Below are 24126 nucleotides of genomic sequence, written 5' to 3'. Positions count from 1 at the left end.
TGGGTACGCCCCCTCCGTGAGGAGCGGGCGACGCCGATGGGTGGGGGAGATTTCTCCTCTCGTTTCGGTGGTGGTTGATCGCAGAAGCCCCTGTGGTGGGGGCCCTGCGAGCGGACTGCTGTCGATAGGTGTCCTTTCGGTTGGTACTGCTGCGGCTGTGGTGGCCGTGGTTAGTGCAGTGGCCCTGATGAGGGGCCGATTGGGAAATGTGCGGCTCGATGAGCCGCAGCTCAGGACCGGTGACAGCCGGGACCTGAGCGGCCGACGCGGGTGGTTAATCCGGTCGGTAGACGGGCCGCGCGAGGCCAGCGGGTGGTAAGTCCGCTCCTTGGCGCGCGCGGCCGATGACCTAGGTCATCCCGACCCCCTTGATTCCGAGGCCGGCGTCGGCATGCCCTCATCCAGTTCCGCAGCTTGCGGGAACCGTTCGGCAAGCCGCTTGAGCAGGTGCATGTAGACCGCGCGGTGAGGACGACGCGGATGGGTCTGCCCCAACTCCCAGCGAGCCACGGCGAGGCGCTTCACGCCCACAGCGTCCGCAACCTCCTGCTGGGTGAGGCCCGCAGCGAGACGCAGCTGCTGCCGCACGCGTGGCGGCGGCAAGACGTCATCGAGTAGGGCGTCCACCCGCTCCAAGGGGTTCGCGTCGGACATGACCCAGCCTTTCAAGATCGATGATCTCCTGAAAGATACACGACGGGAGTGATCTTTGCCATCGCCGAACGATGCGCCGACAGTGTCGTGTTCAGACCGGACCCGCTTCGTCCTCCCGGCGCAGTGCACGAACCGTGTCGCCATCACCAGCTCCACTCGTGGGCCAGGACGGAGAACAGCACGCTGTCGCGCCACTGCCCGTTGGTGAAGACGTGGTCCCGCAGCGCGCCTTCGCGGGTGAACCCAAGCTGCTGCACGACGGCGATCGAGGCGGTGTTGTCCGGGCCGATCGCTGCGGTGATTCGGTGGAGACCGAGGTCCTTGAACGCGTATGTGACCAGAGCGCGGGCCGCGTCCTTGGCGTAGCCGCGGCCCCACTCCTTCGCTGCGATGGCGTAGCCCAACTTCCCGGCCTGGACACCACTGAGCCCGATCCGGGCGAACCCGATCACGCGGTCGTCGTCGCGCTTGGTCACCCCGAGGTAGAACTCCGTCCGCGGTTCCTGCCGAGCGCGCTCGAGCGTGCCCTCGATCATGGCGACGGCCTGGTCGCGATCACGGCTGTCGAAGCTGAGCCACGTCGTGACCTTGTCGTCACCGATGATCGCCAGGACGTCGTCGACGTCCTCCATGCAGAACTCCCGCAGCACGACGGTGCTGCCGGTGACGCGGATCGGATACGGCAACGGAACTCCTAACGGGGCAGGGACTTCAGAGGCGTACGAGTGAAGACCTCGATCTGCTCCTGCAGATCGGCGCCGGCATCGGCGAGCGGCGAGTCCCGCAGCGCGCGGTGCACCCGCTGCGTGCAGGTGATGATCCCGTTGATGCGCTGCTCGGGAACGAGCCCGAGGACCGGTGCAACGGCCTCTTCGGCGCCTTCCAGCTCGCCAGCCTGGATGCGCGCGATGGCCAAAGCGCTGTGGGAACCGGCCTGATCGCCGAAGGCCCACTCGGGAGACGAGTTGTCCGCGTAGGCCTCCACGGCCCGCGTGGCGTAGTCGCCTGCGGCGTCAGCCTGCGACGGCAGCCACGACAGGGCTTCCGCCGCGTAGTAGATCTGCCGGGTACGGCCGAAGCTGCACAGGCCACCGAGCTCGTCGACCTCGTCCTCCTGGACGAGGTCCCACGCGCTCTCCGCTCGCTCGATGGCGGCCCGGGCCGCGTTCGCGTTGCCGAGGGCCGCCCAGGCGCGGGCCTCGTTCATCGGCAGCCACACGCTGGAGGTGTTGGTCGCGGCGAATTCTGCGCCGGACTGGGCGTACTTGACGGACTCTCGCGTGCGGCCAGCCCAGTACGAGACCAGGGACTGGATGCCGCGGATCCACGCGCGCAGGCCGTTATGGTCGGCGTTGTCCGCGCAGACGAACGCCGTCCGCGCCTGGGTCAGGGCCGCGTGCGGGTCGGCGAGGTCGTGCGAGGCCTTCGCGAGCAGACCCCCGGTGACCCCGGCGAGGAAGTACAGCTGGCGCGCCTGAGAGGGGCGGCGCTGCTGTTCCAGCAGGGTGAAGACGGTGTCCTGCGTCGTGATCAGATCGGGCAGCAGCTCCGACAGGGGCATCTGCGGGTAGTCCGTCGCCAGACGCTGGACGTCCGCGTGTACCTGCTCCATGACGTCGGATGTCAGCTCCGTCTGACCTGCTGCAAGGGCGAAACTCTTAGCGCGTCGTGCTGCCATTTCAATCAACTCCCGGTCCGCAGTCGGCTGCCCTGTGGCCAGGACCAGCCCCGTGGATTCGTCCACCGCCGGTAAGGCTTCGCCGCCCCAAGGGGCGAGAAGCGCATCGATCGGCTTGCCGAACATCTGTTGCAGAACACGGCGCATGACTGGGGTGGTGCTGGCCCGCTCTCCACTGGCCAGCCGCCGCAGGTGCCGAGTGCTGAGGGTGACGTCCTCACCCAGCTCATCGGCGAGACGCCCGAAGTCACGGACGATCTCTTCATACGTGCGCGGCTGCTGGCGCAGCAGGAACTCCAACGTGGTGCGTGGATCCCCCTTGCGTGCGTTGCCGGCCACCAGTCCTCCCGAGTCACGAATACGTGCTCTGCAGCGCCAGTGTCGTGCCGCGACGACGGCTAGTCAGCAGAGCGAGAGCCCTGGTCCGTCAGCGGTCCTCTTCATGTCCCGGACTGGTCCGGTACGGGGCCGCTGCCGGACCTCGTTTGGTCATGCTCCCCCATCAGACGGTTGTGATCAGCAAATTCATGCGATCCAGCGGCGAGTTGAGGAGGGACACCATGACCGACGACCGGCACCTGGTGACCGACGCGCACGGCCGCTCCACTGACCTCACATCCAACGCCCCCGGCATCGGCTGCCGTTGCGGTGAGCGCGCACCGCTGCCGAGGACACGGCACTGGGCCCGAGCCGCTGTAGCCATCACGGCGATCCTGACCGTTGGCCTGGTTGTCTTGGTCGTGCTCCTGGTGGTCCGCGACGTTCTCGTGGCGGTAGCCGGAAGCAGTGTCACTGGCTTCCTCCTCAAGGTCCTGTTCGCGTCGTCCGACAGGCGCGACCGGTGAGCGCCGTGAGTGGGGTAGAGCTGCTGGAGCTCGGAGCCGAGCTAGTCCAGGGCATCAGCCCGTTCGGCGAGCTCCAGCAGCTCTCGCGGAGCATTCGGCCCGGCAACCAGCACCAGCTCGCGGATTGCTGCTCGGGCAGCTTGGTGCGTCTGGATGATCTCCGGTGCGATGGCCTCCGCGCGCAGCAGGCAGTCGAGCGCCTCTCCCCCGTGACGCCTCTGCGCGTGGGCGCGTCCGAGGTCCATCAGGAGCCGGCCCTGCCGTTCGGACGAGAGGCCATCAGCGTTGATGCCCAGGCCGATGTCCAGGGCTTCGCCCGCATCACCCAGGTCGACGGCAGTGCTGACCGCCTGAATTTCGACGTTGACCGGACCGAACTCGAGGTTGAAGTCGTTGCGGTTCTCCCCGAGTTGCTCCGCGATGGCGCGTGCCTTGGCGATCTCCTCCTTCGCCTCAGCGCGAGCGCTGGCGCGGGCACGGACGAGTGCGAGCGCCAGGTGGAGAGCACCGAGGACCGACAGACCCTCGGGGGAACGTGCGTCCCGCTCTTCCAAGGCGTTGATGGCGGTCTGCGCGGCATGTTCCGCCTGGCCAAGGGCTTTCAGACGAACGAAGGCGTGGACCATGCGGTACACGCTGGCGCATACGTGGAGCGGGTCACCGGACTGCTCAGCTGCGAAGATCGCACGGTCTGCGGCCACCCACGCAGCGTCGGCTTCGTCCTGCCGGACGAAGGCGGCCGAAAGCGCCTGATAGGCCCTGGACAACAGCAGGTACAGCTGCGCCTGGCCCTCGCTGTCGGCCGTGCGGACTCCCCGTTCAAGTTCGGGGAGAAGGTCCACGGACAGGGTGCTGACCTGCGCCAGCTGTCCCGCGTGCGTGAGCTCCCACAGGTCGTCGACGTCACTGCAGAGATCGCTGTTCGGTCTCACGTGCAGGGAAGTGTCCTGACCGCCGGCCAGCACGGTGTCGAGCGCCGGGTGCCCCGAGAGCACGCGGCGAGTTTCGTCCAGGTCGTTGGAGAGCGACAGCGGGGCGGGGGTCTCTGATGGCCCACCAACCTCAGCCAGTGCGTTGGGACGCAGCTGCTGTACCGACACGCCCAGTTCGTCAGCGATCTGCTGAAGGAGATCCATCCGCTGGACGGGTTGTACCCCCCGCTCCACTTGGGACAGCCAGCTGCTGGTTCTACCAAGAGCGGCCGCGAGTTCGGCCTGAGTCCGACGGCGTTCCTTGCGGAACTTCTGGACACGCTGGCCGAAGGCCCGGTCCTGCGGGTCGACGTCCTTGCCAGTCGGCTTCACGGGCGCTCCGTCCCTGGGCGCTTGCTCAGCTCCTCCAGCTCGTTCAGGAACACAACGTCGACACCACTCAGGAACTCCTCCCGCGCCGCGAGGAAACGCTTGGTGTGCTCCTGTTCCTCGTGAGCCGCGAACGCGTCGCGGTCCGCGTACAGCTCATAGAAGACCCGCACCAGCGGCTCGTCCTCGGGGGCGTGCACCACGTAGGCCAGCGTGCCCGGCTCGGTGCGGATGCCCGGGATGGTTTGGGCGACCAGCTGGTCGAACTGCTCGGCAGCCTGCGCATCTCGCAGGGTGAATCGCACTGTCAGTGCATATCCGCTGGGCACGAGGTCTTCCTCTCCATGTCGCGTAGGCATACACACATTCTCACACCAAAAGCGATAGTGCTAGCTCGCACTCTTGCTGTTGACTCGCACTCGCAGTGCTACTACTGTCCAAAGTGTTCCGCCCCGGAAGGGACGAGACGCCGGAAGGCGCCTATTTGGCCTGCCCGAATGCACCTCATCGACGTGTCCCGCCTGTCGGCGGACCTCACCGAAGGGATCAACCCCATGAACGTCACCAGCCGCCCCGCCGCCAGCCTCGCCACCGAGGGCTTCGACATGGAGACCCAGGAGCTGCTGGACGCGATCGAGGTGGAGCTGCCGGAGTTCGGCGACGTCGACCTGGACGTCGCGTTCGGTACGCCGCTGGAGATGCACGAGTTCGTGACCCCGTGCGAGCTGGCCCGCTGGGACGCCGCCTCCAGCCTCAAGAAGGGCCGGAAGGCCGCGCTGGCGAAGGTCGCCCACGACTTCGCGGCGCGCAGGGCCGCAGCCGAGGACATCCTCGCGGCGGACCCCTCGATCACCGAGCTGGTCCGCGACCGCTTGGTCGACGCGCTCATCCCCTACGCCGCGCAGCTGCGCATCGCGCCGCCGGCCGCCGCGCTTCTGCCCGTCGCGGCCTAGCTCCAGCCGGGTCCTCACGGACCCGGCTCCCCCACCCGGAACCGCCCACGAGGGCGGCGCCGGATGAGGGAGCCGGACTCGGATCCCGACAGCACCAGACGCCCAAGGTGAGGCCCGCCATCGCGGTGGGTGGATCTGCGGAGTGGCCGTTCCTTCTCAACTCCATATCGAACATCCGGCGCTACGACTAGCCGGCACCTCCGAGCAAGAGATCTGCGGAGTGGTGCCACCAGGTGAGTCCTCTGGTTGAACCGGCCCAGTCCGCAGGGGATGCGGACCGCCAGCCCGCAGGCGAGATGCGGGACAGGCAACAGCGACAAGCCAGCCCTGCCGCGTGCGCAGCATCGACTGCAGTTAGCCAGCACCTTTTCCCATGCCGCCCTCACGGGTGGACAAGTGATCCGACCGCGCGGTGACACAAGGGCGAAGATCGCGGGCCCCGTTGGAAGTACGACGACCGGTTCGAGTCCGGTCCGGGGCACTGCGGCCATGCGCCGCTCGGAGCAGGGCATCCCGCCCGCCCGAAACGACGACAACCCCCAAGGGATGAGGCCCCACGGGGGTTGTCCAGGACCTTGCTGGAGGCCCTGATGCTGATCAGCATCGCACGCCCGCTCGGCAACACCGACTCCGACCCGGACATGGACGAGGCCCTGCGCCGCGCCCGAGGCGGGAAGTGATCGCCGTGAACTGCCGCCACCAGACCCCGTGTCCGCCGGCGAACAGCTCGGACCGCGAGGCCGCGCACATCGTCTCCCACCACCCCGAGCAGGGCTGGTCGCTGCTGTGCAACGGCGTCCTGGTCTTCGACGACACCGGCGAGCTGCTGCCGGACGGCAGCGTCATCGCCCCGCACCGGCCGCTCGCCATCGCGGCCTGAACCCCCGGCGTTGCCCAGTCGCCACCGGCCCGCCCTGCGGCCCGGTGGCGGTGGAGAGCGACGGAAGCCCCCTTCCCCGCTCGTTCGGCCCTCCCCGCGATGGCTGAGGAGCACATCCCCAACTCCCCTGTCCCCAGGAGGTACTTGATGATCACTATCCCCGTTGCGCTGCTCGCGGGCGGCGCGGTCTGGCTGTTCTGGAAGGCCGACCTGGCCATGGGCGCCGTGATCGCGGCGCTGGTCTGCGGCTACGCCCTGGCGACCTCGCCGATCGCCAACGCGATCGACGGCATCGGATCCGGCATCGCCACGGCGGTGCAGAACGCCGGCGACGACAGCACGGCCAGCAGCAGCCGGTGAACCTGCCGTCTGCCCGTGGCTCCGGGCCCCGGTCCGGAACCGCGGGGAGGTGACAGAGCCCCCGCCCGCACAACCCCCTGATCCCTCTCCGGAAGGACTCCCACCCACATGAGCGACGACACCGGTAGCTCCGAGGTCAAGGTCGGCTCGGACCTCCACAAGATGATCCAGCAGCTCGAGAAGATCGAGTTCAAGACCGACCGCGACCTCTACAACTACGCGAAGCTCCTGCGCGCGATCGGCTTCGAGCTGTACACGCGCGTGGCGTTCGACGCCGACATGATCACGGCGATCCTCAGCCAGTACAAGGGCAAGTGGTACACCTTCGGCCTCCAGTCGAAGATCCGCGCGAAGCTGGTCGGCGCCCACCTCAAGGCGGGTGCGTCGGCGGCGAAGGTGCTCGGACTGGCGGGCGTGAAGATGTACGCGAGCTTCGTCAAACACTTCATCCGGCCCGAGCAGGAAGCCGAGGCCGAGGCCCGCAAGGGCAAGGGCTCGAAGAAGCCCGGGTTCTCCATCGGTGACAAGCCGTCAGACACCGCCGGGAAGCCCGGCGAAGCAGGAAAGGCCGCCTAAATGGCACGCCGCGCATCTCGTTCGAAGAAGTTCGACCCCCGCAGCGACGAAGAGATCCAGGAGAGCCGCGGTGCCCGGCTCACCTACGGCGGGCCCTGGGCGGTCACCGTCCTCGGTCCGCTCCCCGTGGAGCTCGCGCACGTCGCGCTCACCGGCAACCCCACCGCCCTGGCGCTCGCCTCGCTGGGGCTGGCCGGCACCGGCGCGGCCGTGTGCCGCCTGATGTCCCACATCGACGCCAAGGCCAAGCGGCCCAAGGACCAGCGGATCTGGCACCAGGTCAACACCGGTGTCGTCACCGCCGCTGCCACCCTGGGCACGGTCGTGGGCGTCGACACCCCGGCGACGGCTGCGGCCTGGTTCCTCGGGGGCGTCGGGATGGCGGCCGCGAACAACCTCTGGTCGAAGTTCTACAAGGCGGGCTCGGAGAAGAGCGCCAGCCGGTGGGAGAAGCTCGAGTCGGAGATCGGCCTGGCCAAGCACGAGCTGAAGGAGGCCGCCTCCAACGGCAAGGGCACCGTGATCGCCACGGTGGAGGCCAAGGACGGCGCGACCGCCGACGACCTCGCGCGCAGGATCCCCGCGATGGCTTCGGCCCTGAAGCTGGGCAAGGGACGCATCACCCACACCGTGGACGATGACGACTCCTCCCAGGTCACCCTGCGCGTGCAGGTCGCCGACCTGCTCAAGGAGGGCTTCCCCTGGCGCGGCCCGTCCGCGTTCGGCGCGTCCATCGGCGACGTTCCGATCCGCACCGGCCGCTACGAGGACGGCGAGGACGTCCTGCTCAACCTCACCGGCATGCTGCGCGACCCGGGCCCGCTGTCCAACGGCAACGTTGAGCACTGCATCGCCATGGGCGTGAACGGTGCCGGTAAGACGCAGGGCAACCAGCTCATCATCACCGAGGTCGGCACCCGCACCGAGGCCTCTGTGATCGTGATCGACTGCTCGAAGTTCCAGCAGGACTTCGGGCACGTCCGGCACGGCATCGAGTGGCCGATCGACAAGAAGGACGCCGCCCGGCGCTTCTTCAAGATCCTGCCCAACGCGATCGAGAAGCGCACCGACTTCCTCGCCGCGAAGGGCATGTCGAAGTGGGAGCCCGGCTGCGGCCTCAACTTCCTCGTGATCATCGGTGAGGAAGCCGCGGACTTCGCCGCCGACAACGAGCACTACCAGAAGATCCTGCGCACGGCGCGCGCCGCCGGCATCTGGATCCTGACGTCCATCCAGCGTGCGACGCACAACAACATGGACACCGACTCGCGCGCCAACTCGCCCGCTGGCCTGTGCTTCGGCCTGCGGGACGGCGCCGACTCCCAGTACTGCCTGCCGGACGAGGCAGTGGAGGCCGGCGCCTGGCCGCAGTGGGGCAACCGCAAGCCGGGTTACCACTACGCGGCGGGCCTGGGCATCCCGGAGGAGCGGTGGCACGTCACCGCCCGCACCGAGCTGGCCAGCAAGCGCGACCAGGCCGACGCCATCACCGCGGGCGCGGCGATCCGCACTCCGCTGGACGCGATCACCGCTGAGGCGTTCGGCGACCTGTACACCAACCGCACCACGTACGACACCCCCCTGCTGCCCAAGGAGGAGGGAGAGGAGAACAACCCCCAGCAGCAGGCGACTCCGGCCCCGGCCCCCACCGCCCCCGCGGCCTCCCCGGCCCCGGCGGCGCCAGCCTACTCCGGACCGCCCGAAGAGGAGATGGACGACGTGGACGAGGACACCATCGCGCGCGAAGTCGAGGAGCTCAACGAGATGCTGCAGAACGTGCTGGACGAGGACCCCGAGCCCGGCGAGTACGACCACCTGCGCATCGAGGACGAGATCGAGGCCCCGGCCGACGACGCCCCCGTCCTCTCGCTGGGCGGCGACGACGACACCGACAAGCTCACCAGCGAGCAGGGCCGCCAGGAGCTCTACAAGCGGCTCGACACGTGGGTGCGCGAAGGCAAACTCTCGTTTGCTCCCCGCGAGGTCACCGACATCCTCCTGCGGGTCGGCCTGGCCGACACCAAGCGCTGGTTCTACCGCGAGCGCGACCGCCTCATCGAGCGCAAGGTGATCTCCGAGGACGAGTCCGAGGAGGGCTTCGGCCACTACGACATCCTCCGCTCCCCCCTCTCCAGCGACAACGGAGAGTAGTCAAAACCGGGTACGCACGGTGCGCAGCGTCGCGCACCGTGCGCACCCGTCCCCGCCCCAGGTAGGGACCCCGCACCCTGGCCGCGCACCACCCGATGCGTACCGGTTTGTCCCGCGCGCACGGTGCGCGCCAACGCCGTGCGCACCTTACGGAAGGTAATCGAATGGCAGACCGCCCCGAGGCGCCACCGCCCTTCACCAAGGCCCAGAAGTGGGCCATCGGCATCGCCGGAATCTTCTTCGCAGGCCTCGCCGGACTCGGTGGATACGGATCCTTCGCCGCCGTCGAAGACGTCGCCCGCACCTACGGCTTCGGATCCCACTCCTGGATCGTCCCAATCGGCGTTGACCTGGGCATTCTCGCCCTCCTGGTCGTCGACCTGGTCCTGGAGCAGCTCGACATGCCCCTCGCCCCCCTCCGGTGGCTCGCCTGGGCATTCACGGCTGCAACAATCTGGTTCAACATGGCGGCAGTTGATACCGATTTGCCCTGGCACGAGCGCGTCACCGGCCAGGGCATGCACGCCGCCATGCCGGTGCTGTTCGTCGCGTTCATGGAGGGCGTCCGGCACGCCGTACGGCGGCGCACCGGGATGACCTCCGAGCGCCGCATGGACGGCATCCGGCTCAGCCGCTGGTTCCTGGACCCCGTCGGCACGTTCGGCATCTGGCGCCGGATGGTCCTCTGGGAGGTCCGCTCCTACCGGATCGGCCTGATCCTGGAGCGGCACCGCCGCAAGGTGATCGGGGACCTCCGGTCCCGGTACGGGCGCCGCTGGCGCAGCAAGGCCCCCGCAGAGAAGCTGTGGCCCCTTCGCGGCGGCATGCTGGACCTCGCCCTGGAGCTGACGGGGACCACAGCGGGGACCAACCCCGCCGTCGACGGGGACCACCCCGCCCTCCCGGCCCCCACCACGGACACGACGGCCCCCGCCCTGGCCCCCAGTTCGGGGGCCACGGTCCCCGAACTGGCCCCCGCACCGGCTCACCCGGTCCCCGCCCCGGCAGGGACCACCGCACCGGCAGGGACCACCACCAGCGAAGAGACCGGCCCCCGCACATCCGGGACCGCCGCCGCACACACCCACACGGCGGGGACCATCACCGTGAAGGTCCCCAACGACAGCCACACCGACGGGGACCACGCCGCTCCGGCGGGGACCACCGACGGGGACCACACCGGCACCGAGGGGACCACCCCGGCCAACGCGGCCCCCGCCAACGGCCCCCGCCCCCAGCACCCGGGAGCCACTGGCCCCGTCGCTGAGGGCCGCTACCCGGAGATGGACCTCTCCCAGGGGGCCAACTCCCGCGCCCGCGAGTACAGCGCGGCCCCCGCGCGGCCCGACATCGACGACGTCAAGCTCGCCGAAGCCCGGGACCTCGCGCGCGGCATCATTCGCGCCGGATCCAGCAAGGTCTCGCGCCGCTCGCTCAAGGCCGCCGGCCTCACCGGCAAGACGGAGACGGTCCAGGCGCTCGCCGATCTCCTCAACGAGGAAATCGCCAACGGCGAGCTCGTCCTGGACGAGACCGCGTAACGCCCCGGCATGAACCACGAACCGGAGGAAGACACCGTGGACTTCACGTTCGACTTCACCGAGCAGCGGGACGAACCGATCGAGCTGCCGCTCGCGGACGGCCCCACCCACCCGCCGACGATCCTGCTGCGGGGCCAGGTCATGGCCTCGCGCTGGCACACGCTGACCGACTGACCCGAGCCGAGCTGTTGAAGCCAGCTCGGCTCGATCGGCTGCACAGCAGGAGGCCCACACCGACAACGCCGGTACGGGCCTCCTGCTGTCCGCAGATGTTCCGACAGCTCCAAGGGCTCCGAGGTGTTGAAGCCACCCCGGAGCCCCTGAAGAGGCCGGAGCCTCCCCGGGCGATCTCACGCCAAATGACCCGCCCGAGCTCCCCATCTGAGGAGGACACCATCATGCCGTCCTACGGCGAGCAGCCCCAGACCACATACCTGCCGACTCCACTGCCGCCCCAGTACGGGCAGGCACCCGCCCCCGCGTACGGCCAGCACGTCGTCCCGCTCCCCCAGGGCACGGTCGTCTACCCGCCGACCGCCGGCCTGGACGGCGTGGTCGTCGTCCCCGGCCCGTACGGCCAGCAGACGGCCTACTACACGCCGCCGCCCGCCCCGGCGCCGCAGCCGCTCGTCTCCCCGCTCCTGATCAAAGCCGCCCTGGTGGCCTTCATCGTCGGCATCGGCGGGGTCGGCGTCTTCTTCCTGATCCACGCAATCGTGGAACTGGTCAACGCGATCGTCACCCTCGGGCTCATCGGCCTCGCAGGCCTGGGCGGCTGGATCCTGCTGAAGCTGTTCACCACCACGGGCACCGGACGCGGCGACACCATCAACGTCAGCGCCAAGGGCCGCTCCCGCGTCCAGGTCCACACCGGCCGCGGACACAACCGTGGCCGCCGCCGCTGACCCCAAGTCCCCGGCCGATGAGCCGGTCGTCCGGGACATCGACCTGTACGGCGACGGCGACAACTTCCCCACCTACGGCTACCTCAAGGTGCCCGGCGCGGCAGAGATCCGCAAAGCCGCCCGGGGCGAGGGCCCCGTCCCCGCAACCGGGTTAGCCACCCGCCGCCAGTTACGCGCGATGGGCCTGTGCCCCGGCGGCCACGAGCCCGTCGCCCAGATGGTCTGGCGAACCGGCAAGCGCATGGCGTGGCTGTACAGCCTCGAGCTCGCAAAGCCCAAACGCGTGCCGACGCTCGCTCAGGAAGCCGCGCTCGACAAGGCCATGGCCCGACGCCAGACCTGCCCGAAGTGCCGCCGAAGGTACTTCCGGTGCCTCCCGCTCAAAACGCTCGGCATGTGCCTGGAGTGCCACGACGGCACCCCCGCCGACCCAGCCGACTACGTCTCCGCTGCCACGCAGTGGCTGACGGCTGCCTGATCCACCCGGCCCGCCGCACGGCGGCCCGGGTGGTGAGGGGGAGCCGGACAGCCCGGCCATTCGACCCCGCACAACCCCGCCCGTGTCGCAGTCGACCACCGCGAAGGAGAAGACCCGGTGACTGACCCCACCGAGCCCCGCGAACCCGAACCCACCGTCCCGCCGATGGAGACGATCGCCGACAGCGACCGCCAGCCGCCCCGCCGCAGCCCCGCCCACACCACCACCGTCCCGAGGCCGGCGCCCATACGGACCCGCGACGACATCCCGCCCGGCGCCCTCGCCGTCGGCGCGATCCTCGGCACCGCCACCCTGATCCTCATCCTCAAGTGGGGCATCCCGAAGGCGATCGACTGGTACCACCACCAGGACTGGGCGTGGTTCACCCAGTGGACCGCCACAGTGAGCGATCCCGTCCACGCCTACCTGAGCGCGCACACCGCCGGCCTTCCGCTGACGGCCTCCAGCGCGGTCAACATCTGGCTGGGCGTCGGCGCTGTCTCCCTCGTGCTGGCCTGGTTCACCGGCGCGGTCGGCGCTCGCCTGACGTACACCGCGCACGGCGCGGCCACCGTGTACATGGTGTGGGCGTCCTCGCCCCCTGCCGGCCGCACCGTCGCCGCCGCGCTGGCCGTACTCGCCTGGACGATCGGCTCGCTCTTCGCGCTGCGCGGCCTGTCCCTGCGCCCCGTGATCGTCCTGCCCGGTTGCGACCGCCGGTCCTGACGGCTGCCTGAGCCACCCGTACCGCCCACGGCGGACCGGGTGGCGACGGGGAGCCGGACAGCCCGGCAGATACGGGAGGGAACACATGCTCAGCACCGAGATGCACGAAGAGGCCGCGATGCTCCTCCAGGCCGTCCGTACCGAGACGGGCCAGCGGCGCGAGCACATGCTGGAGGAAGCGCGGCTGTGGATCGACCTTGCCACGATCGCCGCCTCCGACGACCCGGACGTGCCCGTCCCGGACGGCACGGTGATGCGGATCCGCACCCGCGGTGGCTCGCTCACCGTCGTCATGGAAGCCAGGGAAGAAGGAGTCCGCGTCTACCCGTGGACCTGCCTCGGCTGCGGCGGCAGCCGCGACTTCGGCACCTCGAGCCGGAAGGACGCCCGGGAGGAAGCCACCCGGCACGCCCGCGGCTGCTGGGTATTGCCCGAGCCCGCCGACGACGCTCAGGCCAAGACCCTGTCCGCGGCCTGAATCCCCTCGCTGACCTGACGGTTGCCTGATCCACCCGTACCGCCCACGGCGGGCCGGGTGGTGACGGGGAGCCGGACAGCCCGGCCGGAAGGGAACTCGCCCATGACCGCCGCCCCCGACATCGCGCTCCCGGCCGCGCACGGCCTGAGCAAGAACCTGGACGACGCGTGCCACGACGTCGAAGCGAAGATCACGCGGACCGACTCGAAGGCCTCGTTACTACTGGCCTTCGACGGAGCGGTCCTCGCCGGGCTCGCCAGCGTCGCCGACAAGGACCTGCCGCTGTCCGCCCAGGTCGCCGGAGGCCTCGCCGTCCTCGCGCTCGCGGCCGCCGCCGTGCTGCTCCTCCTGGTCGTGCGCCCCAACCTCGGAGGCCGGGGCCGCGTCATCCGCGAAGGCTTCCCCCGCTGGGCGCAGTTGAGCGAAGACGACCTGATCACCGCGATGAGCGCGGACACCCGTGCCACCCGGGTCAAGTCGCTGTCCCTCATCGCGGTCGCCAAGTTCGAACGCCTCACCCGCGCGGTCGACACGATCCTCGCCGCGCTCGCCCTGCTCCTGGCCGCCGCCGTCCTCGCGGTCGCCGGATGAGCAGCTGGCCGTACGCGCTCGTCCTAGTCCTCATCGCCGTCGCGGCCACCGCCGCCGCCCGGCGCACCCACCAAGTCGACACCGACAAGGAGTAGCCCCGTGGCCCTCACCCTGTTCGCCCGCCGCCCCGCCCCCGTCGAACCGCCGGCGCCCGAGCCCGCGCCGTGGCCGGAGATCGGCGAGACCTGGAAGCCCGAGGGCGTCAACATCGTCCAGCGGTACTACAACCAGGCCCACGCGGTCGTCCTCGTCTACACCGCCGACGACGGGAAGGCCGGCACCTACTACGCGGTCGCCTGCCTGGGCTGCCACTTCGCCTCCGCGCGGGACGGGCGGCGCAGCTACAACACGCGCTACAGCCTCGCGGACGCCGCGAAGACGGCCAACGAGCACGCCACGACCTGCCGCGCGCTGCCCCGCGACCTCCCCGCCCGCCCGGACGACGACACCGCGCGCGAGCAGCTGCACGCCTGGGTGCGCGGCGCCCGCCGCCGCAAGGAAGACCTCCAGGTGTGGATCTCCGACCTGGACCTGATCCGCCTCACGCTCCAGCGCACCAACGACTGGATCGTGGGCGTGCTCCAGCAGCTGGCCGTCGACCAGCCGGAGATCCTGCGCATCGAGCGCAGCCAGTACAGCGACTACGTCTCCTACTACGCACGCCACCTCCCGGAGGACTGACCGGCGCTCTCCGTACGGCCCCGCCCGCCGCGCGTCGGCGGCCGGGGCGGTGCGGTGTCCGCCCGGTCAGCAGAGACCAGGCGACCGGCCCTCCCCTGGAGGTCACCGTGCCCCTCGCCCGCCGCTCCCTGATGGACATCGCCGCCGAACGCTTCGGCTGGCGCCGCGCCTACGGCACCACCACCCAGGTCGACGAACTGCTCACCGAGCAGACCGAGGCCGCCTACCGCGCGGCCGCCGGCCACACGGCCCTGGCCACCGCGAAGAACACCGACGTCCTCGCCGTGCAGCCCGGCGTCGTCGACGCCCGCGGCCGCGTCCTGGCCGACGTCCTTTTCCTCGAGGGACTGCTCGCCGGGGCCCGCAACAACGGCCTGGCCCCCGAGCTCATCGAGCGCCTGGAGGACGTCGTCGATCACGGCCACGAGCTGACCGTGCTGCTCGCCGACACGATCCGCACCACCGCCGCCGCCCACACGGACGGCCGCTGAGACGCCCGGGGCGGCCGCAGGCCTCCAGACCCGGCCGCCCCGGAGCAACACCCCTCCTCCCACCAGAGCGCAATCCGACAGAAGAAGGAGCACCCCAATCATGAACCGAGCCGTACGCCGCGCCGCCATCACCGTCGCCAGTGCCGTGACCGAGGGACTGGACATGACGACGGTTCTGATCGGCGGCGCCATCGGCGCCTGGGCGGGCTACACCTACTACCCGGAGACCTGGTCCGGCGACTGGCGCCTCGCGGCCACCGGAGCCGTCGCGGTCGTCGCCGCCGTCGCCATCAACGGCATGGCGGAACTGTTCATCACCCCGCTGCGCCGCCTGGTCACCAAGTCCCGCCACAACCGGCCCCAGGGCAGCGGCCACACCGCGCCCGACGCCCCGGCCACCCTGAACGAGGGCCTCGCCCAGGTCACCGCCGCCACCGAGGACGACGCCGCCAACCGTGCCGCGTCGGCCGCGTGGCGGATCGACCAGGGCGAGAGCTTCCTGCGGGACGAGGACCGGTGGCGCGGCTACGAGGACGGCGAGGCGTCCTTCTTCCTCGCCCCGGGCGTCTGGCTCCACTACCGCCGCGACGAGAACAAGTACGGGAACACCGAGCCCCTCTTCACGCTGCTGACCGGCGACGGAGACGAGCCGGTGACCATCACCGGCATCGACCAGATCCGCCACCACCTCACCGCCCGCGCCGCCGGCCTCCCGGCCGCACCGGCCACGGCGGCCGACACCAGTGAGGACCGCGACGAGCACGACGTCCTGCTCGAGGACCTCACGGCCAGCCTGCACGCGAACTGACGGACTGCCCGTTCCGCCCCGACCCGCGCTGTGCGGGCCGGGGCGGTGCGGTAGCCCCTCAGCCCGCCCGCCCCCGGAAGGACACCCACGTGCAGTTCTTCAAGAACAAGCAGCCGGACCAGATGACCATCCGGCGCTCCGGCCTGTTCGTCTCCAAGAAGCTCACCGCCGACATCGAGGCCGCCGCGCCCATTGCCCAGCGCCTGGTCCGCGAGCACTACGGCCGCCGCCCGGTCGTCCCCGTCGAACTCGTGGTCACCAAGACCAACAAGCTCTCCGGCCTGGTCGCTCAGTCGCTGGGCGTCGCCGCCGGCATCAAGTACGAGGTGTGGCGCGACAAGGTGCTGTCCCTGACCGCTCGTCCCGGCGACATCTACGCCGTCACCGTGGCCGGTCCCCAGAACTCGATCCGGATCTTCCTCAACGCCCAGCGGCTGCGCCGCCGCAAGGGCCAGGAGGTCGGCCCCACGCTCGTCTACGCGATGGTCGAAGTCGACCAGCTGTGCCGCAAGGGCGGCCCCGACGCGCAGATCGCCCTCGCCCGCCACGAGATGGGCACGCACGTGCTCAACAAGGCCGCCCTCAAGAAGCTCTACAAGGAGCTGGTGGCGCGCGAGGACGAAGCGGAGAAGGCCACCCAGAAGATCATGGGCAAGGTCGTGCGCAACCACCGCCGCCAGGAGGCCGAAGCCCAGCGGCAGGTGCCCGCCGCGGCCGCCGGACGGTCCTGACCCTTCACCGTGCTGCCCCGGCTCCGACACCGGTCGGGGCGGCGCGGTGCCCGGTCAGCCCGCTCCCAGGAGGATCCGTTGCCCCGCACCATCACCAAGGCGGCCCCCGACCGCCTCACCGCCGTCCTCGCCGACATCCTCGGCACCGACTGGACGCTGCCCACCGTGCCGGAGTGGCCCGCCGTCTTCACCAGCGAGACCGCCGACCGTGACCTGACGTGCTACCCCGACTGGAAGAACGGCCGGATCATCTTCGAGCTGTCCCCGGCCGGGGCCGCCTCTGGCGACTTTGACCGCCGCTTGTTCGCGAAGTACACCCCCGACCTGACCGGCCACGAGCACATCCACGCCTGGCTCGCCGACGGCGACCTGGACGCCGTCGCCGACGCCCTGGCCGTGATCCTGGAGCGGCTGATCGAACTGCCCCTCCCCGAGCGCGTCCCCCTCGCCGACCCGCTGCAGACCGAGCGCGAGCGCCTGGCAGAGCAGGCCAGGGAACTGGCCGCGAACGCCTCGTACTTCGCCGCCGGCCTCATCTGGTCCCAGCCCGTCGGCGACGACGCGCAGCGGCTCGCCACCCTCGCTCGCGACCTCGCGCACACTGCGACCCGCGTGGACGAGCTGCGCGGCCACAAGAACCCGCGCCGCTGACCAACCCGCCCGTCACCAGCACGTTCCCGACTACGGAGGAACTCATGGCACGCAGCGCCCGGCCCCCCGTCCACTACATGGCGACCCGGCCCGACGGCACCGTCCCGCCCACCGACAACCACCTCGCCCGCTACTACAGCGGCCTGGGCGAGACGATCCCGACCGTCAACCTCGCTGACCACATCGGCCAGGTCATCGACCACCCCAGCCCCGGCCAGAAGTGGTACACCGACAAGCCGTTCTCGTACTTCCACATGTACACGCGGCCCGGCGAGATCCTGGAGCGCATCGAGGAGGGCTGGCCGATCCGGCTGTTCGTCGTGGAGCCGCTCGGTGAGACCGGCAACTGGGGCGGCCGCTACTACCCGTACTGGTTGATGTCCCAGCAGATCCGCGTCGTGGAGGAGACCGGTGCGTGGCAGGCGTTCGGGCACCGCGGCGAGCAGGTCCTGGCCGTCCTCGCGCAGCTGCCCGACCTCGCCCGGCAGTGGGCCGCTGAGTGGGCCGCCGACCCCGAGGGCACGCGCCGGACGTACCAGGCGTGGGAGCAGCGGGTGGACGACACCCACGCGCTGACGCAGTGGGCGTACTGGCGGGCGCAGTCCTCCCGCCGCGCGGCCGGCCTCGCCACGGCCAACCAGCTCGCCGGGGACGCCGCCGCCCAGGCCGCCACCGACGCCGGCGCCGACCCCCGCACCGTCGCCCTGATCCAGCTGCGGGCCCGCTGCCTGGTCGCCGGTCAGCTCATGCACGACCGCATCCGCAACGGCGAGTACGAGCAGTCGATCCGCGCCCTGCTGCTCGGTGCCGCACTCGACACCCCCGCCCCCGTCCCGGCCTGAGCAGGAGTCACCAGATGAGCACCGCCACCACTGACGAGACCGCCACCACTGACGAGACGATCCGCTACACCGCTGACGTCGTCCTGCTTGCCGCCGGGCACGTCCTGCTGATCGAGCGGGGCTGGGACCCGTTCAAGGGCCGGTGGGCTCTGCCCGGCGGTCACGTGGACGCGGGGGAGACCAGCCTGGCGGCTGCGGCCCGCGAGCTGGAGGAGGAGACCGGCATCACGGTCCCGGCCGTCGGCCTGCGGCAGGTGGGCGCCTTCGATGCCCCCGGCCGCGACCCGCGCGGCCGGTACGTCAGCGTCGCCTACACGGCCACCCTGCCGATACCGGTCAGGCCGAAGGCCGGGGACGACGCCACAGCCGCCCGCTGGTGGCCCCTGAACGCGCTCCCGGATCTCGCGTTCGACCACGCCGACATCCTGGCGAGGGCCACGGCCGGCTGAACCTTCCTCGAGGGACGCGGCGTTCCTCCGTGCCGCCCCGGCCTCACCTGGCCGGGGCGGTTGCGGTGTTCCGCCACGACCAGGACCAGGACCGGAAGGAGGGGAGGGGCATGCCTCAGTCGTACTGGGAGGTTGACGTCCCGACCAAGAACAACGACCAGGGGCGGCGTCTCCACGTCTTCGTCGGCCTGGCCGACAGCCCCGTCACCGCCCGCGAGGCAGCGCACGACGCGTACGACAAGGCGCTGCTGCTGCACCAGGCCGGGCAGGAGATCCCGTTCGAGTTCGTCAGCGGTTGGGGTGCCCGGGGGCTGCGGCCCGACTGGGACCTCGACTGGAACAAGGCGACGGCCGCTCCGTGGGTGAACCCCCACGGCCTGCTCGGCACACGCCGCACGTTTTGAATCCGCCCCGGGACAGGCGTCAAAGGCGTCCAAACCAGCCGCCTGCCCCGGGCCACCCATCCCGTACGAAACGAGAGGGAGACACCAGTATGGCCTCCACCGTGCGCGTACACGGCTCGTCCGGACAACGCGCCCTGATCATCACCTCTCTCGCGGTGCCGCTGACCGGCTGGACCGTCCACGCCGTCACCCTGCACCGCAAGCTCGCTGCCGCCCGGCGCGACCCGCTCACCGGACTGCTCGGACGCGACGGCTACACCGCCAAGGCCCGGCAGATCACCGGCCGCTACGGCGACAGCTCCCTGGTGGTCATCGTGGACCTGGACCACTTCAAGGAGATCAACGACGGCCCCGGCGGGCACGGCGCTGGCGACCGCGTCCTGGCCGTCACCGCGCAGCGCCTCACCGCCTGGGCGGGCAGCCGCGGGGCGGTCGGCAGGCTCGGAGGGGACGAGTTCGCCGTCACGGTGCGGATCGGAGCCGCCCGCCGCGAGCTCCGTCTCGCGCAGCTCACCACTCTGCTCGCGCAGCCCGTGGACGTCGGCGGCGGCGACCTGGTCGACGTCGCTGCGTCGATCGGCGCGGCCTCCCCCGACGTCCTCGGCACGACGGACCTGGCGCAGTTGCAGCGGGCCGCCGACGCCGCCATGTACGCGGGCAAGCACACCGGCCGCGCCGTGCTCGCCGATCGCTCCCACGCCACCGTGCCGTCCATCAACGGCCGGCGCGACGGACGGCCGGGCACCGCGAGCCTCGGGGCGGCCGCATGAAAGCCCCCACCCTGTACGCCCCGGACTTCATCCGCGGCATCACCATCAAGCAGCCCTGGACCGCGTGCATCGTCCACGGCGACAAGCGCGTGGAGAACCGGCCGAAGCCGTGGGCGCCGGGCTGGCGCCTGCTGCACGCCGGTGCGCACAAGACCATGGACCGGGCCGCCCTGCGCGACCCGCTCGTGGCCCACACGATCCGCGGCCACGAGCTGCACTACAGCGCGGTCATCGGTGTCGCCCGGATCACCGGCTCCCACACCGACGACGGCGACCCGTGCAGCCCGTGGGCACAGACCGGCTGCTCCCACCTGGACCTGGACGACGTCCACGCCCTCCCGCTGCCCGTGCCCTGCACCGGGGCGCTCGGGCCCTGGCGCGTCCCGCTGCCCGTGTTCGAGCAGGTCCTCCTCCAACTCCCCCACCTGAACGAGCTGTTCCCGGAGGCCATGTCATGAGCCGTCCCGGCGTCGCCCATCCGACCTCGGGCGCCGACCCCGACCCGCGTTTCCCCTTCCCCCACAGCCCGACCCCGACCCGCTGCCAGCTGGAGCCGACGCTGTTCGACTTCACCAACGGCGACCGCACCACCGACCGGGCGGCGACGGACAAGCGCCTGGAGCAGGCCCGCAAGGCCTGTTCCGGCTGCCCCATCGTCAACTCCTGCCTGCGGTGGGCCCTGGTCAACAAGCCGGTCACGCGGTTCGGCATCTGGGCGGCCACCACCCCCGGCCAGCGCACCGCCCTGCGCAAGCGCATGGTCGACCGGCTCGGGCCGGACTGGATCGACGTCCTCGCCCGCCAGGACCAGGCCCGCCGTGAGCAGGCCGCCGCCGCCCGGCACACCCCGCTGACCGTGGACCAGGCGCGCATCGTCCGGCTGGACCGCCAGGTGAACGGGCCGATGCCGACGCACCGGCTGGTCACCCCCGAGCTCCAGCAGCGCAACCGCACCCGGCTCATGGCCGGCCTCAAGGCCGCGTCGTAGGGGGCCGCGATGTTCACCGACTGGACGGAGGCCCTCGAAGCCGAGGGCCTGCCCATCGACCCGACCACGACCGAGCAGGAAGCCGCCGCGGCCCGGGTCACCGCCCGCAACGCGGACAGCAAGGAGGACCTGGTCCTCCTCCTGGACGTCCTTGGCCTGCCCGGCGACGACGACACCCTCACCCCCCTGCTCCCCCTCCTCCCCAGCTCCGAAGGAGACCCCGACATGCCGCAGACGCAGACCTCGAAGACCCCCAACGCGTTCGAGGCAACCGCGCTGTCCATGTACTACGCCGACGCCACCACCGCTGAGATCACCGAGGCCACCGGCCTGACCGAGGACGAGATCACCGCCCTCGTCAGCGCCCAGGAGGAGAAGACCGAGGCGATGCTCGAAGCGGAGGAGAAGGGGGCGGCGGTCACCGCCGAACCGGCGGCCACGGACACTGCGTCCGGCGACTCCGTGGAGCAGCTGCTCGCGTGGGCCGAAGCGCACCCGGTGGCCAGTATCCGCAACAAGGCCGCCCGGGTCCGCGGCGACCTCGCCGAACTGACCGCCCGGCACACCATCGACGACGCGCAGCGCAAGGCCGAAGAGCGTGTCGCCACGCTCAAGGCCGAACTGGACAAGGCACAGGACGAGCTCCGGGCCATCAAGACCGGCACCCTGCCCAGCCCCACCGCCACGGCGGTGGCGGTGCCCGCGCCCACCCCGATCCGGTCGGGCCTGGGCAGCGGCCGCACCAAGGAGGAGCTCGCCGACATCCGCACCTGGGCGCGCGCCAACGGCCACAAGGTCGCGGACGCGGGCATCGTCGCGAAGAAGATCCTGGACGCGTACGACGCCGCCCACCCGGCCCCGGCCGCGAAGGCGAGCTGACCCATGGGAGCCGACGCGATAGCCCTGGACGGCTTCCTGGACGAAGAGAGGGTGCCCGGCCACGGGTCGACAGCACGCTTCAGGATCGTCGTCAGCCCGACGGACGAGCGCGCGGACGAGATGGTCATGCCCTGCACGGTGACCGACCCGGCCATCGCGGCCGCCGTGCTGCAGGACCTGGTCCCCGGCGACCTGCTGCGCGTCACCGGCTACGTCCGGGCGCCCCGAACCCCGGACGAGCCGATGTGGCTGGACGTCACCACGCTCGAATTCCTGCGGGAGGCACCCGCCCAGTCACCGGAAGGCGTCGACGACGGGGAGCTCGACTTCCTCACCGCCGACGCCGGGGACATCTACCAGCGGACCGGAATCAGCGTCCACGTCGCCGACTGCGGGCTGTTCGAACGCCACGGCACGTATCTCCTCTGGCACGACGGCGACGTGGCGGTCACGAGCGTGTGGGCCCACACCGGTGCCTGGGTCGGTGAGACCGACGACGCGGACCGGATCGGCGACCTGATCGCCGACTACGAGCGTCGCCCGGCCGACGGCTGACCGGAGACGCCGTGCCGATCCGGCCCGAGAACGTCCTCCGCTACCCGCCCGACTGGCCAGAGATCAGCCTGGCCATCAAGGAACGGGCCGGGTGGCGGTGCGAGTGCGAGGGCGAATGCGGCCGGGGCACCCACCCCGGCCGCTGCCCCAACGTCCACGAGGGCGATGCGTACGGCACCGGCAGCATCGTCATCCTCACCACCGCCCACCTCGACCACACCCCCGAGAACGTGGACCCCGCGAATCTGCGCGCGATGTGCCAGGGCTGCCACCTGCATTACGACGCTGGCCACCACGCAGTCACCCGCGCCCAGACCCGCGCCCGGGCCCTCGCGGATGCCGGCCAGCTCGCCGTCGACGTCGGCGTGGCCGCCACCCCGGTCATGCCACCCACCCGGCCGCAGGCCCTGGCCACCGTCCCGGCCCCCGCCACCGAACAGCTCCTTCTGGACCTCCCCGAACCCCTCGAAGGGACCCGCCCGTGAAGCTCACCGTCGAACAGGGCCACCTCGCGGCCGCCGTCGGCTACGCCGCCCGTAGCCTTCCGGCCCGCCCCCCGATTCCCGTCCTCGCCGGTCTCCTCCTGGACGCCACCGACGACCGGCTGCGCATCAGCGCCTTCGACTACGAGGTCAGCGCGGACACCACCTGCCCCGCCACCGTCACCGAGAACGGCCGCGCCCTGATCTCCGGACGGCTGCTGTCCGACATCATCGGCACCGTCCGCGGCGACGTGCACCTGGAACTCACCGGCACCCGCATGCTGCTGCGTGCCGGGGCCGCCCGCTTCACCCTGCCCACCCTGCCTCTGGAGGAGTACCCGGCCCTGCCCGACCCGGGCGCCACCGCCGGCACCCTCGCCGGGCCCGCCCTCGCCGAAGCCGTCGCCCAGGTCGCGTGCGCGGTCAGCAAGGACGAGGCCCTGCCCATCCTCACCGGCATCGGCCTGCGCCACGACAGCAAGGCCAGCACCCTCACCCTCTACTCCACCGACCGCTACCGGTTCGCCGTCCGTGTCCTCCCGTGGAAGGACGCCGACCTGCCCGACTGCACCGCCGTGATCCCGGCCAAGGCCCTCACCGACGCCACCAAGGCCACCGCCGACGACACCACCGTCGACCTCGCCCTGCCCACCGGTAGCTCGGGCCTGTTCGTCGTGCGCAGCGAGAACCACACCACCACCATCCGCGCCCTCGAGGGCGAGCTCCCCAAGTACGAGTCGCTGTTCCCCACCGAGTTCGCGGCCACCGCCACCGTGGAGATCGCCGCCCTCAAGGCCGCCGCCCAGCGCGTCGCCCTGGTCTCCACCAAGAGGGAATCCCCGATCAAGCTCACGTTCTCCGCTGACGGCCCCCTCGTCCTGGAGGGCGGCACCAGCGACGACGCCCAGGCCGTCGACAACGTCGACGTCGACCTCGACGGCGGCGAGCTGAGCATCGCCTTCAACCCCACCTTCCTCATCGACGGCCTCAATGCCCTGAACGCTGAGTCCGTCCAGTTCCAGTTCGTCTCTGCCACCAAGCCCGCCGTCATGCGCGGCGCCGGCACCGACGACCAGGCGCTGCGCTACCTCCTCATGCCGATCCGGCTCACCGGCTGACCCCGCCCCGTCAACGTGCCGCGCCCGTCCACAGCGGGCGCGGCCCCCTCCGGTCCCCACCACCCGAGCAGGAAGGCTCACCATGGCCCGCATTCGTATCTGGATCGCCCCCAGCACCGTGACGGCACCGTCTGCGAGCACAAGATCAAGCCGTCCGGAA

At 70.8% G+C, this 24126-nt stretch carries 33 protein-coding genes; 28 read left to right on the top strand and 5 right to left on the bottom strand.

Annotated elements, in window-relative coordinates:
* Nucleotides 1-354: 354 nt before the first annotated feature.
* The 3 genes from ACFVQG_RS38115 to ACFVQG_RS38105 all read right to left on the bottom strand — a co-directional run bounded on the left by ACFVQG_RS38115 (nt 355) and on the right by ACFVQG_RS38105 (nt 2671).
* Nucleotides 355-654 carry a helix-turn-helix transcriptional regulator gene (locus ACFVQG_RS38115; RefSeq protein ID WP_037680687.1) on the bottom strand — a complete coding sequence of 100 codons (300 nt, stop codon included), beginning with the start codon at nt 652-654 and terminating at the stop codon, nt 355-357.
* A gap of 143 nt (nt 655-797) precedes the next feature.
* A complete protein-coding gene (locus ACFVQG_RS38110; RefSeq protein ID WP_383393147.1) occupies nt 798-1340 on the bottom strand; it encodes a GNAT family N-acetyltransferase in 543 nt (180 codons plus the stop codon).
* A gap of 8 nt (nt 1341-1348) precedes the next feature.
* On the bottom strand, nt 1349-2671 hold the full coding sequence (locus ACFVQG_RS38105; protein ID WP_075694092.1) for a transcriptional regulator: 1323 nt from the start codon (nt 2669-2671) through the stop codon (nt 1349-1351).
* Between the two features lie 221 nt (nt 2672-2892).
* Here ACFVQG_RS38105 and ACFVQG_RS38100 point away from each other — a divergent pair, with 221 nt between their 5' ends.
* Nucleotides 2893-3177, top strand: coding sequence for a hypothetical protein (locus tag ACFVQG_RS38100; protein WP_143576803.1), 285 nt, complete (start codon nt 2893-2895; stop codon nt 3175-3177).
* A gap of 41 nt (nt 3178-3218) precedes the next feature.
* On the opposite strand, the gene ACFVQG_RS38095 is transcribed toward ACFVQG_RS38100, so the two are convergent.
* Both ACFVQG_RS38095 and ACFVQG_RS38090 read right to left on the bottom strand, forming a co-directional pair.
* Entirely contained in the window at nt 3219-4481 is a 1263-nt protein-coding gene (locus ACFVQG_RS38095) for a helix-turn-helix domain-containing protein (protein WP_383393143.1), read from the bottom strand.
* Nucleotides 4478-4837 (bottom strand): putative quinol monooxygenase, encoded by a 360-nt coding sequence (locus tag ACFVQG_RS38090; protein WP_383393140.1) that lies wholly within the window; start codon nt 4835-4837, stop codon nt 4478-4480. The genes ACFVQG_RS38095 and ACFVQG_RS38090 overlap by 4 nt, the downstream gene beginning before the upstream one ends.
* Nucleotides 4838-4975: 138 nt before the next feature.
* Here ACFVQG_RS38090 and ACFVQG_RS38085 point away from each other — a divergent pair, with 138 nt between their 5' ends.
* The 27 genes from ACFVQG_RS38085 (at nt 4976) to dnaN (ending at nt 23966) form a co-directional block, all read left to right on the top strand.
* Complete coding sequence (locus ACFVQG_RS38085) at nt 4976-5431, top strand: hypothetical protein (RefSeq protein WP_383393137.1); 456 nt, start codon at nt 4976-4978, stop codon at nt 5429-5431.
* Between the two features lie 676 nt (nt 5432-6107).
* Nucleotides 6108-6311 carry a DUF5999 family protein gene (locus ACFVQG_RS38080; RefSeq protein ID WP_234312051.1) on the top strand — a complete coding sequence of 68 codons (204 nt, stop codon included), beginning with the start codon at nt 6108-6110 and terminating at the stop codon, nt 6309-6311.
* 147 nt (nt 6312-6458) lie between these two features.
* On the top strand, nt 6459-6671 hold the full coding sequence (locus ACFVQG_RS38075; protein WP_383393135.1) for a hypothetical protein: 213 nt from the start codon (nt 6459-6461) through the stop codon (nt 6669-6671).
* A gap of 108 nt (nt 6672-6779) precedes the next feature.
* Nucleotides 6780-7247, top strand: coding sequence for a hypothetical protein (locus ACFVQG_RS38070; protein ID WP_383393132.1), 468 nt, complete (start codon nt 6780-6782; stop codon nt 7245-7247).
* On the top strand, nt 7248-9398 hold the full coding sequence (locus ACFVQG_RS38065; RefSeq protein ID WP_383393129.1) for a hypothetical protein: 2151 nt from the start codon (nt 7248-7250) through the stop codon (nt 9396-9398).
* A 164-nt stretch (nt 9399-9562) separates the two neighbouring features.
* On the top strand, nt 9563-10939 hold the full coding sequence (locus ACFVQG_RS38060) for a DUF2637 domain-containing protein (protein ID WP_383393127.1): 1377 nt from the start codon (nt 9563-9565) through the stop codon (nt 10937-10939).
* A 9-nt stretch (nt 10940-10948) separates the two neighbouring features.
* Nucleotides 10949-11113, top strand: a complete 165-nt coding sequence (locus ACFVQG_RS38055; RefSeq protein WP_158973288.1) for a hypothetical protein — start codon at nt 10949-10951, stop codon at nt 11111-11113.
* 224 nt (nt 11114-11337) lie between these two features.
* The gene (locus ACFVQG_RS38050; RefSeq protein WP_383393124.1) at nt 11338-11844 is read left to right on the top strand and encodes a hypothetical protein; all 507 of its coding nucleotides are present in this window, start codon (nt 11338-11340) and stop codon (nt 11842-11844) included.
* The gene (locus tag ACFVQG_RS38045; RefSeq protein ID WP_383393121.1) at nt 11828-12322 is read left to right on the top strand and encodes an RRQRL motif-containing zinc-binding protein; all 495 of its coding nucleotides are present in this window, start codon (nt 11828-11830) and stop codon (nt 12320-12322) included. The genes ACFVQG_RS38050 and ACFVQG_RS38045 overlap by 17 nt, the downstream gene beginning before the upstream one ends.
* Before the next feature lie 117 nt (nt 12323-12439).
* Nucleotides 12440-13048, top strand: a complete 609-nt coding sequence (locus ACFVQG_RS38040) for a hypothetical protein (RefSeq protein WP_383393119.1) — start codon at nt 12440-12442, stop codon at nt 13046-13048.
* A gap of 85 nt (nt 13049-13133) precedes the next feature.
* Nucleotides 13134-13526: a hypothetical protein gene (locus tag ACFVQG_RS38035; protein WP_383393116.1), complete on the top strand. Its 393-nt coding sequence runs from the start codon at nt 13134-13136 to the stop codon at nt 13524-13526.
* Between the two features lie 102 nt (nt 13527-13628).
* Nucleotides 13629-14117, top strand: a complete 489-nt coding sequence (locus ACFVQG_RS38030) for a Pycsar system effector family protein (protein WP_383393114.1) — start codon at nt 13629-13631, stop codon at nt 14115-14117.
* A 99-nt stretch (nt 14118-14216) separates the two neighbouring features.
* On the top strand, nt 14217-14798 hold the full coding sequence (locus ACFVQG_RS38025) for a hypothetical protein (RefSeq protein WP_383393112.1): 582 nt from the start codon (nt 14217-14219) through the stop codon (nt 14796-14798).
* Nucleotides 14799-14905: 107 nt separating this feature from the next.
* The gene (locus tag ACFVQG_RS38020) at nt 14906-15289 is read left to right on the top strand and encodes a hypothetical protein (RefSeq protein ID WP_383393109.1); all 384 of its coding nucleotides are present in this window, start codon (nt 14906-14908) and stop codon (nt 15287-15289) included.
* Nucleotides 15290-15389: 100 nt separating this feature from the next.
* Nucleotides 15390-16097: a hypothetical protein gene (locus ACFVQG_RS38015; protein WP_383393106.1), complete on the top strand. Its 708-nt coding sequence runs from the start codon at nt 15390-15392 to the stop codon at nt 16095-16097.
* A gap of 89 nt (nt 16098-16186) precedes the next feature.
* Nucleotides 16187-16828 carry a hypothetical protein gene (locus tag ACFVQG_RS38010; RefSeq protein WP_383393103.1) on the top strand — a complete coding sequence of 214 codons (642 nt, stop codon included), beginning with the start codon at nt 16187-16189 and terminating at the stop codon, nt 16826-16828.
* A gap of 78 nt (nt 16829-16906) precedes the next feature.
* Nucleotides 16907-17479: a hypothetical protein gene (locus tag ACFVQG_RS38005; RefSeq protein WP_383393101.1), complete on the top strand. Its 573-nt coding sequence runs from the start codon at nt 16907-16909 to the stop codon at nt 17477-17479.
* Between the two features lie 44 nt (nt 17480-17523).
* The gene (locus ACFVQG_RS38000; RefSeq protein WP_383393098.1) at nt 17524-18321 is read left to right on the top strand and encodes a hypothetical protein; all 798 of its coding nucleotides are present in this window, start codon (nt 17524-17526) and stop codon (nt 18319-18321) included.
* A 14-nt stretch (nt 18322-18335) separates the two neighbouring features.
* On the top strand, nt 18336-18770 hold the full coding sequence (locus ACFVQG_RS37995; protein WP_383393095.1) for an NUDIX domain-containing protein: 435 nt from the start codon (nt 18336-18338) through the stop codon (nt 18768-18770).
* 110 nt (nt 18771-18880) lie between these two features.
* Nucleotides 18881-19174, top strand: a complete 294-nt coding sequence (locus ACFVQG_RS37990) for a hypothetical protein (protein ID WP_037680781.1) — start codon at nt 18881-18883, stop codon at nt 19172-19174.
* Nucleotides 19175-19263: 89 nt separating this feature from the next.
* Nucleotides 19264-19944 carry a GGDEF domain-containing protein gene (locus ACFVQG_RS37985; RefSeq protein ID WP_383393092.1) on the top strand — a complete coding sequence of 227 codons (681 nt, stop codon included), beginning with the start codon at nt 19264-19266 and terminating at the stop codon, nt 19942-19944.
* Nucleotides 19941-20402, top strand: a complete 462-nt coding sequence (locus ACFVQG_RS37980) for a hypothetical protein (protein ID WP_383393090.1) — start codon at nt 19941-19943, stop codon at nt 20400-20402. Before ACFVQG_RS37985 ends, ACFVQG_RS37980 begins: the two co-directional genes overlap by 4 nt.
* Nucleotides 20399-20932 (top strand): WhiB family transcriptional regulator, encoded by a 534-nt coding sequence (locus ACFVQG_RS37975; RefSeq protein ID WP_383393088.1) that lies wholly within the window; start codon nt 20399-20401, stop codon nt 20930-20932. The genes ACFVQG_RS37980 and ACFVQG_RS37975 overlap by 4 nt, the downstream gene beginning before the upstream one ends.
* Before the next feature lie 9 nt (nt 20933-20941).
* On the top strand, nt 20942-21811 hold the full coding sequence (locus ACFVQG_RS37970) for a histone-like nucleoid-structuring protein Lsr2 (RefSeq protein ID WP_383393085.1): 870 nt from the start codon (nt 20942-20944) through the stop codon (nt 21809-21811).
* 3 nt (nt 21812-21814) lie between these two features.
* Entirely contained in the window at nt 21815-22366 is a 552-nt protein-coding gene (locus tag ACFVQG_RS37965; protein ID WP_383393084.1) for a hypothetical protein, read from the top strand.
* Nucleotides 22367-22377: 11 nt separating this feature from the next.
* Nucleotides 22378-22851, top strand: coding sequence for a hypothetical protein (locus tag ACFVQG_RS37960; RefSeq protein WP_383393081.1), 474 nt, complete (start codon nt 22378-22380; stop codon nt 22849-22851).
* Nucleotides 22848-23966, top strand: a complete 1119-nt coding sequence (gene dnaN / locus ACFVQG_RS37955; RefSeq protein WP_383393078.1) for a DNA polymerase III subunit beta — start codon at nt 22848-22850, stop codon at nt 23964-23966. The genes ACFVQG_RS37960 and dnaN overlap by 4 nt, the downstream gene beginning before the upstream one ends.
* Nucleotides 23967-24126: the final 160 nt, after the last annotated feature.

Source organism: Streptomyces sp. NPDC057877 (assembly GCF_042796855.1).
Lineage (GTDB): Bacteria > Actinomycetota > Actinomycetes > Streptomycetales > Streptomycetaceae > Streptomyces.
The sequence above is the reverse complement of the archived record's forward strand: the minus strand, read 5'-3'. Positions and strand labels throughout refer to the sequence as shown.

Coding starts and splice junctions, on each gene's coding strand:
- ACFVQG_RS38115 (WP_037680687.1), bottom strand. CDS start 654: ATGTCCGACGCGAACCCCTTGGAGCGGGTGGACGCCCTACTCGATGAC.
- ACFVQG_RS38100 (WP_143576803.1), top strand. CDS start 2,893: ATGACCGACGACCGGCACCTGGTGACCGACGCGCACGGCCGCTCCACT.
- ACFVQG_RS38090 (WP_383393140.1), bottom strand. CDS start 4,837: ATGCCTACGCGACATGGAGAGGAAGACCTCGTGCCCAGCGGATATGCA.
- ACFVQG_RS38085 (WP_383393137.1), top strand. CDS start 4,976: ATGCACCTCATCGACGTGTCCCGCCTGTCGGCGGACCTCACCGAAGGG.
- ACFVQG_RS38075 (WP_383393135.1), top strand. CDS start 6,459: ATGATCACTATCCCCGTTGCGCTGCTCGCGGGCGGCGCGGTCTGGCTG.
- ACFVQG_RS38070 (WP_383393132.1), top strand. CDS start 6,780: ATGAGCGACGACACCGGTAGCTCCGAGGTCAAGGTCGGCTCGGACCTC.
- ACFVQG_RS38065 (WP_383393129.1), top strand. CDS start 7,248: ATGGCACGCCGCGCATCTCGTTCGAAGAAGTTCGACCCCCGCAGCGAC.
- ACFVQG_RS38060 (WP_383393127.1), top strand. CDS start 9,563: ATGGCAGACCGCCCCGAGGCGCCACCGCCCTTCACCAAGGCCCAGAAG.
- ACFVQG_RS38055 (WP_158973288.1), top strand. CDS start 10,949: ATGAACCACGAACCGGAGGAAGACACCGTGGACTTCACGTTCGACTTC.
- ACFVQG_RS38050 (WP_383393124.1), top strand. CDS start 11,338: ATGCCGTCCTACGGCGAGCAGCCCCAGACCACATACCTGCCGACTCCA.
- ACFVQG_RS38035 (WP_383393116.1), top strand. CDS start 13,134: ATGCTCAGCACCGAGATGCACGAAGAGGCCGCGATGCTCCTCCAGGCC.
- ACFVQG_RS38030 (WP_383393114.1), top strand. CDS start 13,629: ATGACCGCCGCCCCCGACATCGCGCTCCCGGCCGCGCACGGCCTGAGC.
- ACFVQG_RS38015 (WP_383393106.1), top strand. CDS start 15,390: ATGAACCGAGCCGTACGCCGCGCCGCCATCACCGTCGCCAGTGCCGTG.
- ACFVQG_RS38000 (WP_383393098.1), top strand. CDS start 17,524: ATGGCACGCAGCGCCCGGCCCCCCGTCCACTACATGGCGACCCGGCCC.
- ACFVQG_RS37995 (WP_383393095.1), top strand. CDS start 18,336: ATGAGCACCGCCACCACTGACGAGACCGCCACCACTGACGAGACGATC.
- ACFVQG_RS37990 (WP_037680781.1), top strand. CDS start 18,881: ATGCCTCAGTCGTACTGGGAGGTTGACGTCCCGACCAAGAACAACGAC.
- ACFVQG_RS37985 (WP_383393092.1), top strand. CDS start 19,264: ATGGCCTCCACCGTGCGCGTACACGGCTCGTCCGGACAACGCGCCCTG.
- ACFVQG_RS37980 (WP_383393090.1), top strand. CDS start 19,941: ATGAAAGCCCCCACCCTGTACGCCCCGGACTTCATCCGCGGCATCACC.
- ACFVQG_RS37975 (WP_383393088.1), top strand. CDS start 20,399: ATGAGCCGTCCCGGCGTCGCCCATCCGACCTCGGGCGCCGACCCCGAC.
- ACFVQG_RS37970 (WP_383393085.1), top strand. CDS start 20,942: ATGTTCACCGACTGGACGGAGGCCCTCGAAGCCGAGGGCCTGCCCATC.
- ACFVQG_RS37965 (WP_383393084.1), top strand. CDS start 21,815: ATGGGAGCCGACGCGATAGCCCTGGACGGCTTCCTGGACGAAGAGAGG.